Here is a 19455-nt window from a genome sequence, read left to right as displayed (position 1 = left end):
AAAATAACATCAATATATAATCATGATAAAGATATCAGCCTCTGGCGCAAAGCGCATTTTTTTATTAGCAAGTTTAACATTTACAATGGCATCTTGCAGCACTCAAAAAGTTATCGAAAAAGACTTTGAGGTAGCTCAAAAGCAATACACTGTTTTGTTAAACAATTCTAAGGATTTAACTGCTTTTCCACGGTCTATCTATCCTGATGGCACTATGAAAACAACTGATGTTTGGGATTGGACAGGCGGCTTTTTCCCAGGAGGTTTATGGTATATCTACGAGTATACCCAAAAGCCAGAATGGAAAGCGGCAGCAAAACAGTGGACAGAAGCATTAGAGGCAGGTAAATTTTTAACGCAACATCATGATGTAGGCTTTGTGATGTATTGTTCTTACGGCAATGCTATACGTTTTGAAAAAGATCCCCAAAAAATTAAAGAATATCAGGATATATTAATACAATCAGCAGAATCAGCCTTAACCCGTTACGATGAGAAAGTAGGGCTTATCAAATCGTGGAATCCAAAGATGTCTTGGGATAAGAAAACTTTATGGCAGTACCCTGTGATTATCGATAATATGATGAATTTAGAATTGTTATTCTATGTTTCCAAATTAACAGGTAATCCAAAATATAAAAATGCAGCTATCAGTCATGCAACCAAAACCATGCAAAATCATTTTAGAGCTGATTATAGTACTTACCACGTGGTAGATTATGATGAGAAAACTGGTAAAGTTTTACATCAACAAACCAACCAAGGTTATGCCGATAATTCTACATGGTCTAGAGGACAGGGATGGGCAATTTACGGCTTTACATTAATGTATCGTGAAACACAAAACCCAGAATTTTTAGCTGCTGCAGAAAAAGCTGCTGATTTCTTTATAAATCATCCAAACTTACCAAAAGATAAAATTCCGTATTGGGATTTTAACGCTAACCAAGAAGGCTACACACCAGAATGGATATATCCAGAGTACAAAAAGCTAGACTATATTCCAAGAGACGCTTCTGCAGGTGCTTTGGTAACCTCTGCTTTGCTTGAGTTAAGTACTTTTAGTAAATCAAAAGGAGAAACTTATTTTAAAGTAGCCGAAGAAATGCTACAATCTTTATCTAACAAACCTTATTTGGCAGAAGAAGGTACAAACTTAGGTTTTATTCTTAAACACTCTGTAGGTAGTATCCCTCATAAATCAGAAATTGATGTACCACTTATTTATGCTGATTACTATTTCTTAGAAGCACTTTTACGCTATCAAAAATTAAAAGAACAATAAAATTATTCTTTTTAAAATATTTAATAAGTTTGGGGAAATATCCATACACTTTTCAATGATGAATAGAAAGCCTTTTTTAGCATTATTTGCCGTAACAACCATTTTAGTATCCTTTACCAATCCTATTAAAATTTATAAAAAAGATTGGATAGACCTTAATAAAAACGGTAAAAAAGACATCTACGAAGATAAAACACGCTCTATTGATGAACGTGTAGATAATTTGCTTTCGCAGATGAACCTGAACGAGAAAACCAATCAGATGGCTACTTTATACGGCTGGAAAAGAATACTAAAAGACTCTTTACCTACCGCTAATTGGAAAAACGAGATTTGGAAAGATGGTATTGCCAATATTGATGAGCATTTAAACGGCTTTTTAAACTGGAATAGTGTAGAAACCAAACTTGATTTAGTTACCGATATTAAACGCCATGTATGGGCTATGAATGAGACACAGCGCTTTTTTATAGAGCAAACTCGTTTAGGTATCCCGGTAGATTTTACTAATGAAGGCATCCGTGGTATAGAGGCTTATGAAGCTACAGGTTTTCCTACGCAATTAAATATGGGCATGACTTGGAATCCATCTTTGGTACACCAAATGGGGGTTATTACAGGTAAAGAAGCCAGAGCTTTAGGTTATACCAATGTTTATGCACCAATTTTAGATGTTGCCCGCGATCAACGCTGGGGTCGTTTAGAAGAAGTTTATGGCGAGGACCCATATTTAACCGCTCGCTTAGGTGTAGAGATGGCAAATGGTATACAATCTGCCGGTGCAGCATCAACCCCAAAACATTTTGCTGTTTATAGCGCTAACAAGGGGGCTAGGGAGGGTTTAGCCCGTACAGACCCACAGGTTTCTCCTCGCGAAGTAGAAGATATTTTGCTTTATCCTTTCAGAAAGGTAATTAAAGAAGCCAATATTATGGGGGTTATGAGTTCTTATAATGATTATAATGGCATCCCAGTTTCTGGTAGCAAATATTGGTTAATAGATAGGTTAAGAACCGATATGGGTTTTACCGGTTATGTAGTGAGTGATAGCGATGCTTTAGAATATCTTTATAACAAACACCATGTTGCAGCTAATTTAAAAGAAGCTGTTTACCAGGCTTTTATGGCTGGTATGAATGTAAGAACAACTTTTAGAGCTCCGGATAGTATTATTTATGCTTTAAGAGAATTGGTGCAAGAGGGCAGGATTCCGATGGATACCATTAACAGCCGTGTAAAAGATGTTTTAAGAGTAAAATTTAAATTAGGTTTGTTTGATGAGCCTTACGTTAAAAATGCCGAAGAAAGTGCAAAATTGGTAAACAACCTAAACCACCAAAATGTAGCTTTACAAGCATCCAAAGAAAGTTTAGTGCTTTTAAAAAATAGCAATAATGCTTTACCAATTTCAAAGAAATTAAGTTCGGTAGCAGTTATTGGTCCAAACGCAAAAGATAATGATTATGCACATACCCATTACGGGCCGCTAAAATCGGCTAGTGTTACCATTTTAGAAGGTATCCAAAATAAAATCGGCAAAGCCAAAGTTTTATATGCCGAGGGTAGTGCTTTAATTGATCAAAACTGGCCAGAGAGCGAAATTTTCCCAGAAGCACCAAATGCCGAAGAGCAAGCGGCTATAGATTTTGCCGTTAAACAAGCTCAAAAAGCAGAGTTAACCATTTTAGTATTAGGCGGAAATACCAAAACTGCTGGCGAAAATAAAAGTCGTACTTCTTTAGATTTGCCTGGCCATCAAATGGCTTTAGCCAAAGCTATTCATGCTACTGGTAAACCTTATGTGGTGGTTTTAACAGGTTCGCAACCCATGACTATCAATTGGTTAGACCGCTATGCGCCAGCTATTGTGTATGCAGGTTATCCAGGTGTAAAAGGTGGTTTGGCTGTTGCCGATGTTTTATTTGGAGATTATAATCCTGGAGGGAAATTAACTTTAACTTTTCCAAAATCGGTAGGGCAGTTGCCACTTAATTTCCCAACCAAACCAAATGCACAAACAGATGAAGGCGAGTCTGCCAGAGTTAAAGGTTTGTTGTATCCTTTTGGCTATGGTTTAAGTTACACTACTTTTAAATATAGCAACATTAAAATTGATAACCAATTAGCTACTAAAGATGAAGTTATGGTAAGTGTTGATATAACCAATACAGGCACATTAGCTGGAGACGAGGTTGTACAATTATACACCCGAGATTTATTAAGTACAGTTACTACATACGAGAAAAACCTAAGAGGCTTTCAACGTGTAACTCTTAATCCCGGTGAGACTAAAAAACTCGTTTTTAAACTCGTTTCTGATGATTTAATGCTTTGGAATAGAGATATGAAACGTGTTGTAGAACCCGGAGATTTTAAAGTCATGTTGGGGTCTTCATCAGAAGATATTAGACAAAGTGCAGTTTTTACGGTTAAATAAAATCTAGACGTCATGCATCAACTTGTTAAACAGTTTATCTTCATTTTATTCTTCAGTTTTAGCTTAGCCAGTCAAGCTCAGAATCATGATTTGGCTATCATTCCAAAACCTTTTTCTTATGAAAAGGTAGCTTCTTCTTTTTTAGTTCATCAGGCCACAGCCATACAAACTGATGAGAAAAGTAATGCACAAGCAGCTTATTACTTTCAAAATGAGGTTTTAAAAGCTACAGGATTAAGTTTAGGAACAAAGAAATCTGCACTTAGCAATGTCATCAGCTTTAAGCTAGTTCCACTAAAAAGTAAAGAAAGCCATCTCTATCAAATAAGAATGGCCGCCCAAAAGGTAGAAGTTATTGCGGCAACAGAAGAAGGATTATTTAGAGGAGCCTCTAGCTTATTACAAGTATTAAAGCAATCTAAAAACGCTAAGGGCAATTACGCACTTTCTTGTTGGAATATAACGGATAAAGCTTTTTTCGAGTGGAGAGGTTTGATGCTAGATGAATCAAGGCATTTTTTCGGTAAAGAAAAGGTGAAACAAATTTTAGATTGGATGGCTTTTTACAAGCTCAATAAGTTTCACTGGCATTTAACAGACCAACCAGGCTGGCGTATAGAGATTAAGAAATATCCACGTTTAACAACCGTTGGTGGCGTAGGTAATTATAGCAACCCCAATGCTAAAGCTCAATATTATAGTCAAGAAGATATTAAAGAAATTATAGCTTATGCAGCCAATAGGTTTATAGAGGTTATTCCAGAAATAGATATGCCGGGCCATGCTACAGCGGCTAATTTAGCTTATCCGCAGTTTAGTGGTGGTGGTTCGCCAAAATATCCAGAGTTTACTTTTAATCCTGCTAAAGAAGGCACTTACCAATATCTTACAGATATTTTAAAAGAAGTAAATGTGTTGTTTCCATCGCAAAAATTACATATCGGTGCAGATGAAGTGCATTTTGGAAATCAACATTGGAATGTGGATGCTGATGTTCAAAAATTAATGAAGGCAAAGAATTTTACCTCATTAAAAGAAGTAGAACATCATTTTTTATATAGGATGGGAGATAGCATCTTAAAAATGGATAATGAGATTTTAGCTTGGGATGAGGTGGTAGATTCTAAATTGCCTACAGCGCAAACAACAATTTTTTGGTGGCGACATGATAAGCCAGAAATCCTGAAACAAGCCTTATCTAAAGGATTTAAGACAGTTTTATGTCCGCGTTTACCTTTATATTTTGATTTTGTACAGGATGAAAAACACCAGATAGGGCGTAAATGGGATGGTAAATTTGTAACTATAGAGCAGGTTTATCAGTTCCCTAGTCAAGATATTTTAGGTTTAGATGGTGCTGCAAAATTGGTGCAAGGTATACAAGCTAATATCTGGACAGAGTCTATCTCTACAGAAAATCACTTAGATTATATGCTTTTCCCAAGAATTACTGCTTTGGCAGAATCTGCATGGGTTAAGCCTGATGCTAAAGATTTCACGCTATTTAAACAGCGTTTAAACCTTCACTTAAAATACTTTGCAGAAGATAGCTTGTACTATTTTTATCCATTCTTACCAGAGAAATTTCAAGAATTTCAAGGGCCAGTACAACGTAAAAAGCAAAGTGCCAGTACTGATGATTTAACCAAACAAGAAAAAGGCTTATAATGTCTAAAAAGATTAACATTTCAGAAGTTCAGCATATCAATTTTTTAAGCGATATAAGCTTGGTTTCATCAGTTTTAAATCAACAAAAAAAGCACAAAATAAATGAGACTTTTTGGCCAAACGTAGCATATAAAGGCACATGTGATGTTTCTGTTTTGTATACTGCCGATATGCTTGCACTAAGATTTGAAGTACAAGAGAATGACTTTTTAGCTCGTTATATAAATCCAAACGAGCCTGTTTATGAAGATAGTTGTGTGGAGTTTTTTTTAGCTTTTGACGATAGTGGTTATTATAATTTCGAATTTAACAGTAACAGAGCTTGTTTAGCCCAGTTTGGTACAAATAAACATGATAGAAGATTTATACTAGCTGCTGATCTTCGTAAAATAAAAATTCAGAAAAGCTTTAGGCAAAATCAAAATAGCGAACTTCCGTACAGTTGGGAGCTTACCATAATGTTACCGCTAACCGTTTTTACTCATCATCAATTAAAAACTTTAAAAGGGAAATGCTGCAAAGCAAATTTCTATAAATGTGGAGATGATTTAAAGCATCCTCATTTTCTTTGTTGGAATAAAGTAGAAAATCATGAACCTAATTTTCATTTACCGGCCTATTTTGGCGAGCTGATTTTTGAATAGCAAATAGACCCTATATAAAGCTACACATAACCAGTAACCTAAAAATTGTATATGTATTTATGTAGATGATGATGGCTTAAATATCTGTTTTAAAATTAATAGGTATACATATTGCTGTAGATGAGTTATAAAAAAAGCTGAATAAAGCTTGTTTCAGATTTGAACTCATCCCAACTATGATAAATATTATACTTGCAGAAAATCACCATACTGTTAGGAATACTTTAAAAAATTTATTGGAAAAAGATGCTGATTTAAAAATTGTAGCAGATACAGCATGTGGAAATGAATTGCTTAACCTGCTTAAAACCGGGTGTATAGCTGATATATTATTAGTAAACATCAATAAACTTGATATTGAAGGGTTGAGTTTAATAAAATTAATTAAGCAACAATATCCTCATCTTTCTATCATTATGCTTTCTGTTATAGATAATGAAGAATTTATAATAGCATTTTTTAAAGAAGGTATATCAGCCTATTTATTCAAAAATATAGAGCCATTAGAATTAAAATTTGCTATAAAACATGTTCATAGCGGTCAAAGGTACATCTGCTCAGAGTTTTCATTAAGTTTATTAGATAAGCTCACACGTTTATCTAAGCAAGAGAAAGACAAAAACTTAAAACATAATTTTTCTTCCAGAGAAATCGAAATCTTACATCTTATTGCAGATGGTTTTACCAATCAAGAAATTTCTAATAAGCTTTTCATCAGCAAAAGAACAATAGAGGGTTATAGGCAAAACCTTATTCAAAAAATCAAAGTAAAAAATACAGCAGCCCTTGTTAAATACGCCTTTTTAAACGGAATTTTAAATGAACAGAGGTCTTCTCTCTAAATTGAATACTATTTTTATCATCGCAGTTTGAAATTTTAGAGCTATTATTTTTTAATTTGGTGAGGTATTGATGTGCCAAAAAAATTATAATATTATTCTAGAAATGTAAGTAAATGGTGAATTTTGAAGTTTTTAAGAATCTAGCTCTTGCACTACCCGAGGTAAAAGAAGCCCCACATCATGATAAAACAGCTTTCAAGGTTAAGGGAAAGATATTTGCCACTTTTAATCATCAGGTTAACCGTTGTTGCTTAAAATTTAATTTAATTGATCAAGATGTTTTTAGTAAATTATTTCCTCATGTTATTTATCCTGTTCCTAATAAATTTGGTACCCATGGATGGACACTTGTGCAAAGCAGTCAACTACAAGAAGAAGTTTTAAAAGATATACTTGGTATAGCTTACTGTCAGGTTGCACCATCTAAATTAGTTGCCTTGGTAAACATAGAAAAGGAATAGACACTATAAAATTATGTAAATTAAACTCTATGATATATGAATGGTTAACAGACAGACTTGTAGCTGAAATTAAATATCTGGAAGTATTGTAAACCTTAATTGGAAAAGAGACTTTAATTTTTAATAATAAAATAAAAAGAGCCTTAAAATCACAGGATTTTAAGGCTCTTTTATGCTTGGGCAGGGAAGGAGGGAATCTAATAGAATATTTAGAGGGTATATTAGCTTTTATCAAAAAAATCTTAGACAATAATACAAAGAGGTAATGAATACACACTTTATGGGATACTGTCTATTTAATATTTTAGTTAGTTTACGAATCATCGACAAGCTTAACTTTCTTTTCCCCGATAAAATTTCAGACTTTCTTGAACGTTTACCTAATATGTTGCTTAACTCATTCTCGAGGACTTACCTATTTTTAAATTCTATATTAATTTTACTTTTTCACAATCAATATTCTGGTTATTGTTTCTTGATTGCCTACTAATTTGATTAAATAGCTTGATGATGGTAAATCTTTTACTTCTAATGTGGTCTCCAAGGCTTTTGATAATACTTCCTTTTTCTGTATTAATCTACCGTTTAAGTCTATTAGTTCTATGCTGATAAACTTTCCTGCCTCAAATACTATATTCACTAAATCTGTACTTGGATTTGGATAGATTGTTACTTTTGAATCATTTGCTAATGCTACTTTCGCACTTCTTATCCCTAACTCTTCTCTAGCTCCATCTAAATCTACCTGTACCAATTTGTAATAATTATCTCCACTTTTTGGTGTTCTGTCTGTATAGTTATATAAGCTGCGTCGAGTGGTTGTTTCATTTCCTTTTATTGTACTTAACAATACAAAGTTTTCTCCGTCTGTTGATTTTGATATTTCGAAATAATCATTGCTTTGTTCTGCAAAGGTATCCCACGTTAACAATACTGTTCCGTTTGTTTGTAATTTAGCTGAGTATTGGTTTAAAGTTACTGGTAATGTTGCTCCAACTACAATATTAAAAATAGCAGTAATTGTTCCTCCACTTCCATCGTTTGCAATTACATCTATAATAATTGTACCAATATTCGTATTTAATGGTGTGCCAGAGAATGTTCTTGTTGCCCCATCAAAACTCAACCACGTTGGTAATGCTCCTCCTCCATTTAACTGTGAAGTATAAGTTAAAGTTGTTCCTGCATCTACATCTGCAAAAGTATTTGCTGCAAATGTGAAGTTGAATAACTGGTCTTCCGTTGCGTTTTGATTCGGGATGGCATTTGCTATCGTTGGAGATTCATTCACATTATTCACCGTAATGGTAAATGCTTGTTCTCTGGTTAAACCTCCTTGGTCTGTAGTTCTTATCCTAACCGAAAAACTTGGCGTAGTTTCAAAGTTTGGACTGTTATTAATTCTTAATTCGTCTCCACTGACACTGAAACTTGCATTGTTGTCACCTCCAGTTCCTGCTACTAAAGTATAAGTAAAAGTGTTACCCACGTCCGGGTCGGTACTTGTCAAAGAACCTACTATAGAGTTTGCAGGCACATTTTCATTAATGCTTGTTGGAGTTAAAGCTATGTCTGTTGGAGCATTGTTAACTGCCCTAGTAATAATTACTGTATAGATTTTTGTAGTTCCGTTTTGCGCTGTTACTAACGTCGTTATAGTATTGCTACCTACATTTAAAGTTATCGCTCCTGATGCGTTTCCGCTGGTTACTGATATTCCATTTACAGTAACTGTTGCATTAGCATCTGCTACTGTTGGGGTGACTGTAATACTTGTTATTAAATTACTTACGCTTGCTGTATAAGCTGTCGTACTAGCTACAAAAGCTGGAGATAATGTACCTGAGCTTAGGGTTAAAGCTGATAAATCAGGGGTGTTTGACGCATTACGGATTATGGAAATATTACTTAATCCAATATTAGCAGTTACTAAATCGGGTTTACTATCACCGTCTAAATCCCCTATTGCTACAGAACGGGGACTAAATGCTGTTGTGAAATCTATTTTAGGTGCAAATGAGCCTGAAGTTATACTACCGCTAGTGCTAGTATTACGAAATACTGAAACGCTAGTTGAGCCAGCATTAGCGTTAGCAACAGCAAAATCAGGTTTATTATCGCCATCTAAGTCCCCTATTGCAACTGAAGTAGCTGTACCTGTGGTTGTAAAATCTACATTAGCAGCAAATGAATTTGCATCTATTATACCATTACTACTTGTATTACGGAATACTGAAACGCTAGATGTACCATTAGCTACCAACAAATCAGATTTACCATCCCTATCTAAATCACCAATAGCTAATAAAGTTGGAACAGCACCATACGAAATATCAAAAGCATTTGCAAATGATCCTATGTCTATACTTCCAATAACACTAGTATTACGAAATATGGAAACTGAACTTGGTGATTCATTTGTAACAGCTAAGTCTGATTTACCATCGCCATCTAAATCTCCTATAGCTATTGAATTTGGAAAACCGGATGTTGTAAAATCTACTTTTGCAGCAAATGAACTTTCTGTTATACTTCCAGAGTTACCAATATTGCGCAATATTGAAACACTATTCGAAGAATAATTAGCAACCCCAATATCTGTTCTACCATCACCATCCAAATCTCCAAGTGCTAATGAAGTTGGGGTAGATCCTGTTGTAAAATCTACCTTTGCAGCAAAAGAACCAGCCGTTATACTTCCAATTGTACTCGTATTTCGAAAGATTGAGACAGTAGTTGATGACCGATTAGCCACAGCTAAATCGGGTTTACCATCACCATCTAAATCTCCTATTGCTACAAAATATGGACTAGAACCTGTAGCAATATCAACTTTTCCACTAAATGAACCTAGAGTTAGACTTCCATTAGTACTAGTATTTCTGAATATGGAAATTGTACTTGAGTTTTCGTTAGCCACCACCAAATCAGCTTTACCATCGCCATCTAAATCCCCTATAGCTACTGATAATGGAGAAACACCTGTTTCAAGATCTACTTTAGGTATGAAATCATTAGCCGTTATTGCGGTTTTTACTGGGGAATAAATTGGGTTAAAGGATTGCATACTATAAGCAACTAATTGAGATGTTGTATTTAGAACAGTAATAGGTGCAAAAGTAGCTCCTGTTGGGACAGTTACTGTTATACTGGTTGCTGTTGCTGCTGTTACAGTGGCTTTTGTTGCACCAAAAAACACTATATTACTTGCGGTGTTAGTGTTAAAACCTGTACCTGTTATAGTTACAATATCGCCAGGTTTGGCGCTCAATGGGGTAAAGCTTGTTATGGTTGGTGGTGGTGCAACATAATTATAAACCCATACTGCACCTCTATTTACATTATCACTATTACCGCTTACTAGGGTGGTATTACCGTCCGCACTAATGCTAACTGACCATCCTTGTCTTGCTGCTCCTGTTGCGCCTGTGCCTAAAAGTTTATTTCCTAGTTGAGTCCAAGTACTTCCGTTACGAGTAAACAACCATGCTGCACCCGCATTACTTTCATCTGTATCTCCTCCAACAATTGCTGTATTGCCATCTCCACTAATGCTAACTGATCTTCCTTGTCGGGCAGCTCCAGTTGATCCTGAACCTACCAATTTATTGCCTTGTTGTGTCCATGTTCCTCCACTTCGGGTATATACCCATGCTGCACCTGTAAAATTATTATCTTCATTGCCACCAACTATGGCCGTACTGCCATCTGCACTGATGCTTACTGATCTTCCTTGTCTAGCAGCACCAATTGAACCCGTACCCACTAATTTATTACCTTGCTGAGTCCATGTAGTTCCATTGCGGGTATATATCCATACTGCACCTGCATTACTGTTATCAGCAACACCTCCAACAATAGCATTATTGCCATCTGAACTGATGCTGACAGAAAATCCTTGCTGGGCAGCTCCCGTTGCACCTGTGCCCACTAGTTTATTGCCTTGTTGAGTCCAGATACCCCCGTTACGTGTATATATCCAAGCTGCGCCTGCATTACTGTTATCACCAATACCCCCGACTATTGCGGTGTTGCCGTCCGCACTTATGCTAACAGAATATCCTTGTTGCGAAGCTCCAATCGCATCTGAACTTACTAATTTATTGCCTTGCTGAGTCCAAGTACTCCCAGTACGGGTATATACCCAAGCAGCACCTATACTGCTGTTATCTGTATAACCTCCTACTATAGCAGTATTACCATCTGCACTGATGCTAACTGACCACCCTTGTCTAGCAACTCCAGTTGCACCGGTACCAACTAGTTTACCCCCTTGTTGTGTCCAGATGTTCCCGTTACGGGTATATATCCAAGCAGCACCTAAAGCCCCATTATCATTGTAACCACCGACTATGGCAGTATTGCCATCTGCGCTAACGCTTACTGAATTTCCTTGTACAGCCGATCCGACTGCACCTGTGCCTACCAGTTTATTACCTTGTTGGGTATTGGGCGCTTGCGTAGGAGTAATTGTAAAATTGCTTATTCCATTAGCTGTTCCGCCATCGGTTGTTATGCTGATTCCTCCAGTTGTAGCGCCGGGCATTACCAAAGCCACTAAGGTGGTTCCATTATTACTAATGGGTATTGCTGACGCTCCTCCAATAGTCACAGCGGTTGTGTTATTTAAATCAGTACCATTTATGCTTACCAAAGTACCTACTGAGCCCATTGTTGGTGTGAAATTGGTGATAATAGGAGGTTGTGGAACATAATTATAAATCCACGCTGCGCCGGTAAAAATATTATCAACATTTCCACCAACTATGGCATTATTACCATCTGCACTAATGCTTACTGAATTTCCTTGTTGAGCACCAAATACTGCCCCAGTACCTACCAACTTATTTCCTTTTTGTGTCCATACGCCTCCACTGCGTGTATACACCCATGCTGCACCACCACTACCATCACCTAGACCACCAACTATGGCAGTATTACCGTCAGCACTGATGCTTACTGAAGATCCTTGTGAAGCAGCTCCAGTTGCACCTGTGCCTACCAATTTATTGCCTTGCTGGGTCCATAAATTTCCACTACGAGTGTATATCCAAGCTGCACCAACACCTTCATCATCTAGATCACCACCAACTATAGCAGTATTACCATCCGCACTGATGCTTACTGAAGATCCTTGTGAAGCCGATGATCCAGAAACACCTGTACCTACTAATTTATTGCCTTGTTGTGTCCAAGTGCTTCCATTACGGGTATAAACCCATGCTGCACCTATAATAAAAAAATCATCAGCAGGACCTCCAACTATAGCTGTATTTCCATCTGCGCTTATGCTTACTGAAGATCCTTGTTGCGCAAGTCCATTTGCACCTGTGCCTACTAGTTTATTGCCTTGTTGAGTCCATATCCCTCCACTTCGGGTGTATATCCATGCTGCGCCTACACTACTGTTATCATTTCTTCCCCCAACTATGGCGGTATTACCGTCTGCACTGATGCTTACTGAAAATCCTTGTTGAGCAGCACCTACTGCCCCAGTACCTACCAATTTACTACCTTGTTGGGACCAAGTGCTTCCACTTCGTGTATATATCCATGCAGCACCTACATTACTGTTATCGTTACGTCCCCCAACTATGGCGGTATTACCATCTGCACTGATGCTTACTGAAAATCCTTGTTGAGCAGCACCTACTGCCCCAGTACCTACTAATTTATTGCCTTGTTGGGACCAAGTGCTTCCACTTCGTGTATATACCCATGCTGCACCTACATTACTGTTATCTCTAAATCCTCCAACGATAGCGGTATTACCGTCTGCGCTGATACTTACTGAAAATCCTTGTTCAGCACTACCAATTGTCCCTGTGCCTACTAGTTTATTGCCTTGCTGGGTATTGGGTGCTTGTGTGGGCGTTACTGTAAAATTCCCTGTTCCATTTCCTGTACCGGCTGATGTGGCTATACTCAATGCTCCTGTTGTTGCACCAGGCATTACCATGGTTACTAAAGTGGTTCCATCATTACTAATGGGGATCGCCGCTACCCCGCCAATGGTGATAGCTGTTGGGTTACTTAAATTGGTGCCTGTTATTCTTACCAATGTTCCTACTGAGCCTGTGGTTGGTGTAAAATTCGTAATGGTTGGGGCTTGTGCTAATGCTCTTGTTGATTGGAATGTCAATGAAATAAAAAAGAATACACAAGTTAAATGTTTTACACGCTTTAAATTAACAATAAGTAAATTTTGAAGAGGGTAAAGATGTTGCATGCTTTGATGAATTTATTAGTAGATAGATTTTTAGTTTGTAAATAAGCTTCGAATTTAGAAACTTATTTTCTTTTTATCAAACCTTATTCTTATTTTAATAATTGATTAATAATGAGTTAACTAAAATTCAAAAAAAATAGGCTCTCAATTGTCTAGAGAACCTATTTATTGCTTATGGTTATTGTGCGCTTGTATGATTACCGCTTTACAACCATTTTTTTAGCTAAAAAAGTGTAATTTTTGATAGTTTTAATTAAACAAAAAAGCCTTAAAATCATTAGATTTTAAGGCTTTTTATACTGGGCGGAGAGTGAGGGATTCGAACCCCCGGACCTGTTACAGTCAACAGTTTTCAAGACTGCCGCAATCGACCACTCTGCCAACTCTCCGCCGCAAAAGTACAAACTCAAAGCAAATCTCCAAAGTAGAAAATGTTATTTTTCTCTTTTTTGGCTTAACTTTTTATTTATCAATACATTAAAATTATCTGAGTGGTGTATATGGTAGGTTTAAGAGATGAAATCTTCTCTTAAAGGGTTAAATACATCCACTAAAATGCCATCCTCTAAGCATTTTACGCCGTGTATAGTATCAGGTTTTATATAAAATCCATCACCTTTTCTTAGTATTTGGGTTTCATCACCAATATAAACTTCAAAGCTTCCTTCTGCCACATAGCTCACTTGTACGTGAGGGTGGGCGTGTAAATCGCCAATAACATCTTTCTTGAAAAATACTTTAACCATCATCACTTTGTCATCATAACCAAAAATTTGTCTACTTAATCCTTCTTTAATTTGTTCTTCGGCAATTAAACTAGAAACTTGGTAAGGAGCTTGTTTTGTGGTCATATTAAGGTGTTTTGATTTTATTTTGAGGTTCTGATTTGAAAGAGTTGAATCTTGGCTTTACAATTTTGATACTTCTTTTTGATAAATCTAAACTGGCATTTAGCTCGAAGCCAATTAAGAGAATAAGCGAGTTGATATAAAGCCAAATCATCACCACTAGTAAAGTACCAATGGAGCCATATAATTTGTTGTAAGCCCCAAAATTATTGATGTAGTACGAAAAACCTATGGTACTAATAATGGCAAGCAAGGTAGCTAGCCAAGAACCAGCACTAAATAACTTCCATTTTTTAGAGTTAGCAGGGCCGTATCTATAAAGTAAAGAAGTGGTGATAAAATATACAGCTATGATGATCATCCAGCGGGTAATGGTGATGAGGAAGATCCAAAAGCCATTACTGTCTAAGTTTAAGCCCGTTCTAAATGTAGTAATAACAAACTCGCCAACAATAAGAACAGTTATACCTATGATTATAGAAAAGGCAATTAAAACAGTAAGGTTAAAAGCAACTATTCTTTGCTTTAGCCATCCTCTGGTTTCTATAATTAAGGATGATTTATTAAAAGCCTGCATTAAGGTATGGATACCATTGGTAGCAAAAAATAAGGCTAATATAAAACCCAAGGATAATAATTTACCATTTTGATTTTTAACAATATCTTCAATGGTTGATTCTAAAGCTAAATAAGCATTCTCTGGCAATACCAAGGCTATAACTGTCATTAATTGGTCTTGGAAATTATCTATAGGGATATAAGGGATAAGCGTAAAAAGAAAAATGATGGATGGGAAGATAGCCATCATAAAATTGTAAGCAAGTGAAGATGCTTTATTTACTAAAGAGTCTTTCTTGATTTCCTGAAAGAAAAAAACAGCTACGGTATAAAAAGGTAGCGGACTAAAGCCCGGTAAAATCAAAACCTTTGTCCATTCTATAATATGCTGATAAAATCTAAACCTATATAAAAAGTTATGTAGCCACTGCATTTAACGAAGTTAATCAAAAAATACGCTAATTTTTTTCATGAAGTTGCTTGGCGGTAGGCATGGCCTGTTTTTCTCCATATCTACAAACACTAAAGTTGTTTCGCCAGTATTCAAGTGTTCTTGTTTTTCATTAAACATGTCGTAATAAAAAACAATTCTTACTCCTGGTTTTTCTTTGATGGTTACTTTAACAGTGATGTTTTCATCGTATTTGGCTGGTTTAAAATATTTAGTTCGCATTTCTAATACGGGCATCATCACACCATCTTGTTCCATAGACTTGTATGTCATGCCTAAACTTCTCAGCATTTCTGTACGAGCAACCTCATAAAAAGCTGCATAATTACCGTAATAAACATAACCCATTTGGTCTGTTTCGGCATATCTTACTCTGATATTGGTTTCGTAGCTAAACATGCCTTATTTTTTGATATTTCTTTGATTTAATGCTTGTTGAAATTTACGAGCATTTGCTAAATGGTCTGCTAAATTATCAGCAAAATTATGGTAGCCAGAAAAATCTTCTTTAGCACACATATAGATGTAATTGTGCTTTTCGTAATTTAAAACAGCATCAATAGCATTGATAGAAGGCATCATGATGGGCCCCGGAGGCAAACCAGTTACACGATAAGTATTGTATGGAGATGCTTTGGTTAAATGTTTATTTAATACTCTTCTAATCGTGAAGTCTTGATTAGCGAAAATCACGGTAGGATCTGCTTCTAATTTAATACCTCTTTTTAGTCTGTTTAAATATAAACCTGCAATGGTAGGCATTTCTTTATCCATTAAAGCTTCGGCATCAACAATAGAGGCTAAAATAGATACTTCTTGCTGACTTAAATTTAAAGCTTCTGCTTTTTGTTTACGCTCTGCATTCCAAAAGCTGCTGTATTCTTTATGCATCCTGATAAAGAAATCTTCGGCAGAAACATTCCAGTACATTTCATAAGAATTGGGTATGAAAAGTGTGTACACATTATCTTTATTAAAGCCATATTGCTCTATAAAAGCTGTAGAATCTAGCAATTGCATAAATTGTGTGGAATCAAACTCTAGTTTTTTTGAAATGGCAGCAGCTAAATTTTCTTTAAGTCTTAAATTCCTAAAAGATACTTGAACCGGTTCTTGGTTACCTGAAATTAGCATGTTAATAATTGCTCTGTTATTCATACCGGGTTTTAAGGCATATTTACCAGGTTTAAATTTCTTTTCTAATTCTCGTTCTTTTGCTAAATCGTAAAAATACTCTGGACGCTTAAATTGTGCTTTAGCATCTAAGGAATCTTTAACCTGCTTGAAATCTGCATCAGAAGGAATGTATAAATAAGTTTTTTCGCTAATGTTTACATTGTCTGCGATGAACTTGAAGTAAATTTTAGGTAAAATAAAAGCACTAGCAGCAAATACAATGATGAATAATGCAATGGCAATTTTTCTTAAATTGAATGTTTTTTCTTGAGCCATATTGGGTAAAAGAGTAATTTATATCTGTCTTAATTTTAATAATCCACCGGTAAGATTTCTAACGTTTTTAAAACCGTTTTGGTTTAAGATGCTTTTAGCTGTTTTACTTCTTAATCCTCTTTGACAAATCACAATGATGGCTTGTTCTGTATCAAAGTCAATCTCCTCTTCATTAATAAGGTTTTGTAATTTCCCTAGCGGGATATTGATGCCTCCTACATTATGGGTATGAAATTCTAAAGGTTCTCTTACATCTAAAAGTAAATAGCTTTCCAAAGCTCCTGATTGTTGTAGTACAAGAAATTCTTCAGCTAGAATATCATCCATAAATAAAACTATTGGTTAGATAAGACCAAATTGATACGTGTACCGATACTAACTTTTATAACAGAATCTTGTACAGATGGTGTTTGTGATATCACAATAGCATTAGCCGTATCACTAACATTGCCCTCATATAAAATATCTCCTAAAGTTAAGGATGAGCCTTTTAAAGAGAATCTGGCTTCGCTTAAGGTAAGTCCGCGTAAATCTGGCACTTCAATTTCGCTGGCGCCCATACCATCTCCTAAAACCAAATCAATTTTAGAACCTTTTGGTATTTTTTGGTCAACACGTAAAGGTTGTCCTGCATAAGAATAAGCTAGAACAGCATCTCGGGCTATATCTGCTTTATAGGTAGTATCGCCAAGTTTTAAACCGTAATTGGATAGTATAGAAATCACTTCTACCAAAGTTTTATGGTCTATATCAGGGAAACTTACATCGGGTGTTTGTGAGCTTACTATGGTTAAATAAATGATACGATTGGTTTTAACATTGGTTTCAGGGTCTGGGTCTTGCTCTAAAACTAATCCAGGCTTTTTATCCATCACAAAAACAGAATCTATTTGATACCTAAATCCATCAGCTTCAAGTAATTTAATAGCGCTCTCTACATCTAAACCTTTAAGGTTTGGAACTGGTAAACCTTCGCCGTGTCGGGTATAATATCTTAAACTTAAGAATACACTAAATAATAAAATTACAATGGCAGCAAAAGCTATGATTAACTGTTTACGAAACTCGGGAGTTGCCAGGTACTTGAAAAATTTATTCATTTAGTAAAATTGAATCAAAAATAATACCTCAAACTTAGCCAAAATTCAGGAAATAGAATCAATTTTTTTTAGTTCTCTTGGCGTTATAATGTTATCATTTAAAATTATATTTGGCGCATGATGAAAAAGAATGTTGCCCTAGTTGCCGGAGGTTTTACTGGCGAAGCTGTAGTATCTTTAAAAAGTGCAGCGCAGGTAGAAGAAAGTTTATCTAAAGCACCTTATCAGGTTTATAAAATTATATTAGAAAAAGATAAATGGTACTACCAAGCAGCAGATGGTACTGTAACTTTTGTTGATAAAAATGATTTCAGCATACATGTAAATGGCGAGAAAATAACATTTGATTGTGCTTTTATTATTATACATGGTGAGCCTGGTGAAGACGGTAAACTACAAGGTTATTTTGATTTAATAGGTTTACCTTATACCAGTTGCGATACTACCACTTCTGCTATTACCATGAACAAGGCTTATTCTAAAGCTATTGTTAGGGATGTAGATGAATTATTTACAGCTCAGTCTATTCAATTATTTGGAATGGATGAATACAATCAAGATAAAATTAAAGCGAAACTAAAAATACCTTTATTTATAAAACCTAATAATGGCGGTAGTAGTATTGGTATGTCTAAAGTGAATGATTGGGCAGATTTAGATGAAGCTGTTAAAAAAGCCTTTGCTGAGGGGTCTGAGGTTTTAATAGAAGAATTTGTATCAGGAAGAGAATTTACCGTTGGTATTTATAAAGAAAAGGGTGAGATTAAGGTTTTACCTATTACTGAGATTAAGACTCAGAAAGAGTTTTTTGATTTTGAAGCAAAATACACTGATGGTATTACTGAAGAAATTACTCCTGCAGAAATTGATGTTAGCGTAAAGGATAGGGTAAGCAGAATAGTTTCTAAAGCATACCAAAAACTGAACTGCAAAGGTATGGTGAGGATAGATTTTATATTAGAATCTAAACAACAAGATTTTTATTTTATCGAGATTAATACCATTCCGGGGCAATCTGCTAATAGCATCATTCCGCAGCAGGTGAGAGCTACAGGCCAAAGCATGCAAGATTTTTATTCTTTATTGATAGAGGAGGCGTTGGGGAAGTAGTAAGTGGAGTCTGAAGACCGAGGAAGGCTGTATGAGGTTTAAAGTAATGAGTAAAAAGTATAAAGTAAAGAGTATAAAGTAAAAAGATATCTAAAAAGTGGATATTCAGGAAGTTCCTTTGAAAATTAAATTTTCCTTTCCAAAGAACGAGAGACGGCCTATGAAGATTTGGATTGAAGTCAAATAAATTTTTTGCAAAAACTTTCATAGAGAACTATCGGGAAACAATCCGACGGGTGTTGTAGAAACCTTCATCAAGTAAAACCATTCACACTACTCAGGATTGTGGATAAGGATTTATTTAGACGAAACGACAAATATTCATAAGCCTTGATTTTTTGTTTACTTTTTTATCAAGAAAAAAGTGAAT

The 19455-nt window shown here is 35.7% G+C and carries 14 protein-coding genes and 1 tRNA gene; 7 read left to right on the top strand and 8 right to left on the bottom strand.

Features of this window, described 5'->3' with window-relative positions; all coding sequences use genetic code 11:
- Window positions 1-22: 22 nt before the first annotated feature.
- The 6 genes from H510_RS0114420 (at window position 23) to H510_RS0114395 (ending at window position 7337) form a co-directional block, all read left to right on the top strand.
- Window positions 23-1285 (top strand): glycoside hydrolase family 88 protein, encoded by a 1263-nt coding sequence (locus tag H510_RS0114420; protein ID WP_051291255.1) that lies wholly within the window; start codon window positions 23-25, stop codon window positions 1283-1285.
- A gap of 55 nt (window positions 1286-1340) precedes the next feature.
- Entirely contained in the window at window positions 1341-3722 is a 2382-nt protein-coding gene (locus H510_RS0114415) for a glycoside hydrolase family 3 N-terminal domain-containing protein (RefSeq protein WP_026904960.1), read from the top strand.
- 12 nt (window positions 3723-3734) lie between these two features.
- Window positions 3735-5390: a beta-N-acetylhexosaminidase gene (locus H510_RS19020; RefSeq protein WP_081659291.1), complete on the top strand. Its 1656-nt coding sequence runs from the start codon at window positions 3735-3737 to the stop codon at window positions 5388-5390.
- Window positions 5390-6034, top strand: coding sequence for a carbohydrate-binding family 9-like protein (locus tag H510_RS19015; protein WP_051291253.1), 645 nt, complete (start codon window positions 5390-5392; stop codon window positions 6032-6034). Before H510_RS19020 ends, H510_RS19015 begins: the two co-directional genes overlap by 1 nt.
- Before the next feature lie 176 nt (window positions 6035-6210).
- Window positions 6211-6876, top strand: coding sequence for a LuxR C-terminal-related transcriptional regulator (locus H510_RS0114400; protein ID WP_026904959.1), 666 nt, complete (start codon window positions 6211-6213; stop codon window positions 6874-6876).
- A 113-nt stretch (window positions 6877-6989) separates the two neighbouring features.
- On the top strand, window positions 6990-7337 hold the full coding sequence (locus H510_RS0114395) for an MmcQ/YjbR family DNA-binding protein (protein WP_026904958.1): 348 nt from the start codon (window positions 6990-6992) through the stop codon (window positions 7335-7337).
- Window positions 7338-7776: 439 nt separating this feature from the next.
- Here the strand turns inward: H510_RS0114395 and H510_RS0114390 are convergent, their stop codons facing one another.
- From H510_RS0114390 to H510_RS0114355, 8 genes are all read right to left on the bottom strand, one after another.
- Complete coding sequence (locus tag H510_RS0114390; RefSeq protein WP_026904957.1) at window positions 7777-13566, bottom strand: T9SS type A sorting domain-containing protein; 5790 nt, start codon at window positions 13564-13566, stop codon at window positions 7777-7779.
- A gap of 304 nt (window positions 13567-13870) precedes the next feature.
- Window positions 13871-13955 (bottom strand) — tRNA-Ser (locus H510_RS0114385).
- Between the two features lie 120 nt (window positions 13956-14075).
- Window positions 14076-14417 (bottom strand): cupin domain-containing protein, encoded by a 342-nt coding sequence (locus H510_RS0114380; RefSeq protein ID WP_026904956.1) that lies wholly within the window; start codon window positions 14415-14417, stop codon window positions 14076-14078.
- 1 nt (window position 14418) lies between these two features.
- Complete coding sequence (locus H510_RS0114375) at window positions 14419-15405, bottom strand: YihY/virulence factor BrkB family protein (protein ID WP_026904955.1); 987 nt, start codon at window positions 15403-15405, stop codon at window positions 14419-14421.
- Between the two features lie 9 nt (window positions 15406-15414).
- Window positions 15415-15822: an acyl-CoA thioesterase gene (locus H510_RS0114370; protein WP_026904954.1), complete on the bottom strand. Its 408-nt coding sequence runs from the start codon at window positions 15820-15822 to the stop codon at window positions 15415-15417.
- A 3-nt stretch (window positions 15823-15825) separates the two neighbouring features.
- Window positions 15826-16875 carry an endolytic transglycosylase MltG gene (gene mltG, locus H510_RS0114365; RefSeq protein WP_026904953.1) on the bottom strand — a complete coding sequence of 350 codons (1050 nt, stop codon included), beginning with the start codon at window positions 16873-16875 and terminating at the stop codon, window positions 15826-15828.
- A gap of 18 nt (window positions 16876-16893) precedes the next feature.
- Window positions 16894-17202, bottom strand: a complete 309-nt coding sequence (locus H510_RS0114360) for a rhodanese-like domain-containing protein (RefSeq protein WP_026904952.1) — start codon at window positions 17200-17202, stop codon at window positions 16894-16896.
- Window positions 17203-17210: 8 nt separating this feature from the next.
- Window positions 17211-17975: a PASTA domain-containing protein gene (locus tag H510_RS0114355; protein WP_026904951.1), complete on the bottom strand. Its 765-nt coding sequence runs from the start codon at window positions 17973-17975 to the stop codon at window positions 17211-17213.
- Between the two features lie 117 nt (window positions 17976-18092).
- On the opposite strand from H510_RS0114355, the gene H510_RS0114350 reads away from it, so the two are divergent.
- The gene (locus tag H510_RS0114350) at window positions 18093-19085 is read left to right on the top strand and encodes a D-alanine--D-alanine ligase (RefSeq protein ID WP_342662632.1); all 993 of its coding nucleotides are present in this window, start codon (window positions 18093-18095) and stop codon (window positions 19083-19085) included.
- The last annotated feature ends 370 nt before the right edge of the window (window positions 19086-19455 follow it).

The organism is Pedobacter glucosidilyticus DSM 23534, assembly GCF_000425145.1.
GTDB lineage: Bacteria > Bacteroidota > Bacteroidia > Sphingobacteriales > Sphingobacteriaceae > Pseudopedobacter > Pseudopedobacter glucosidilyticus.
The sequence above is the reverse complement of the archived record's forward strand: the minus strand, read 5'-3'. Positions and strand labels throughout refer to the sequence as shown.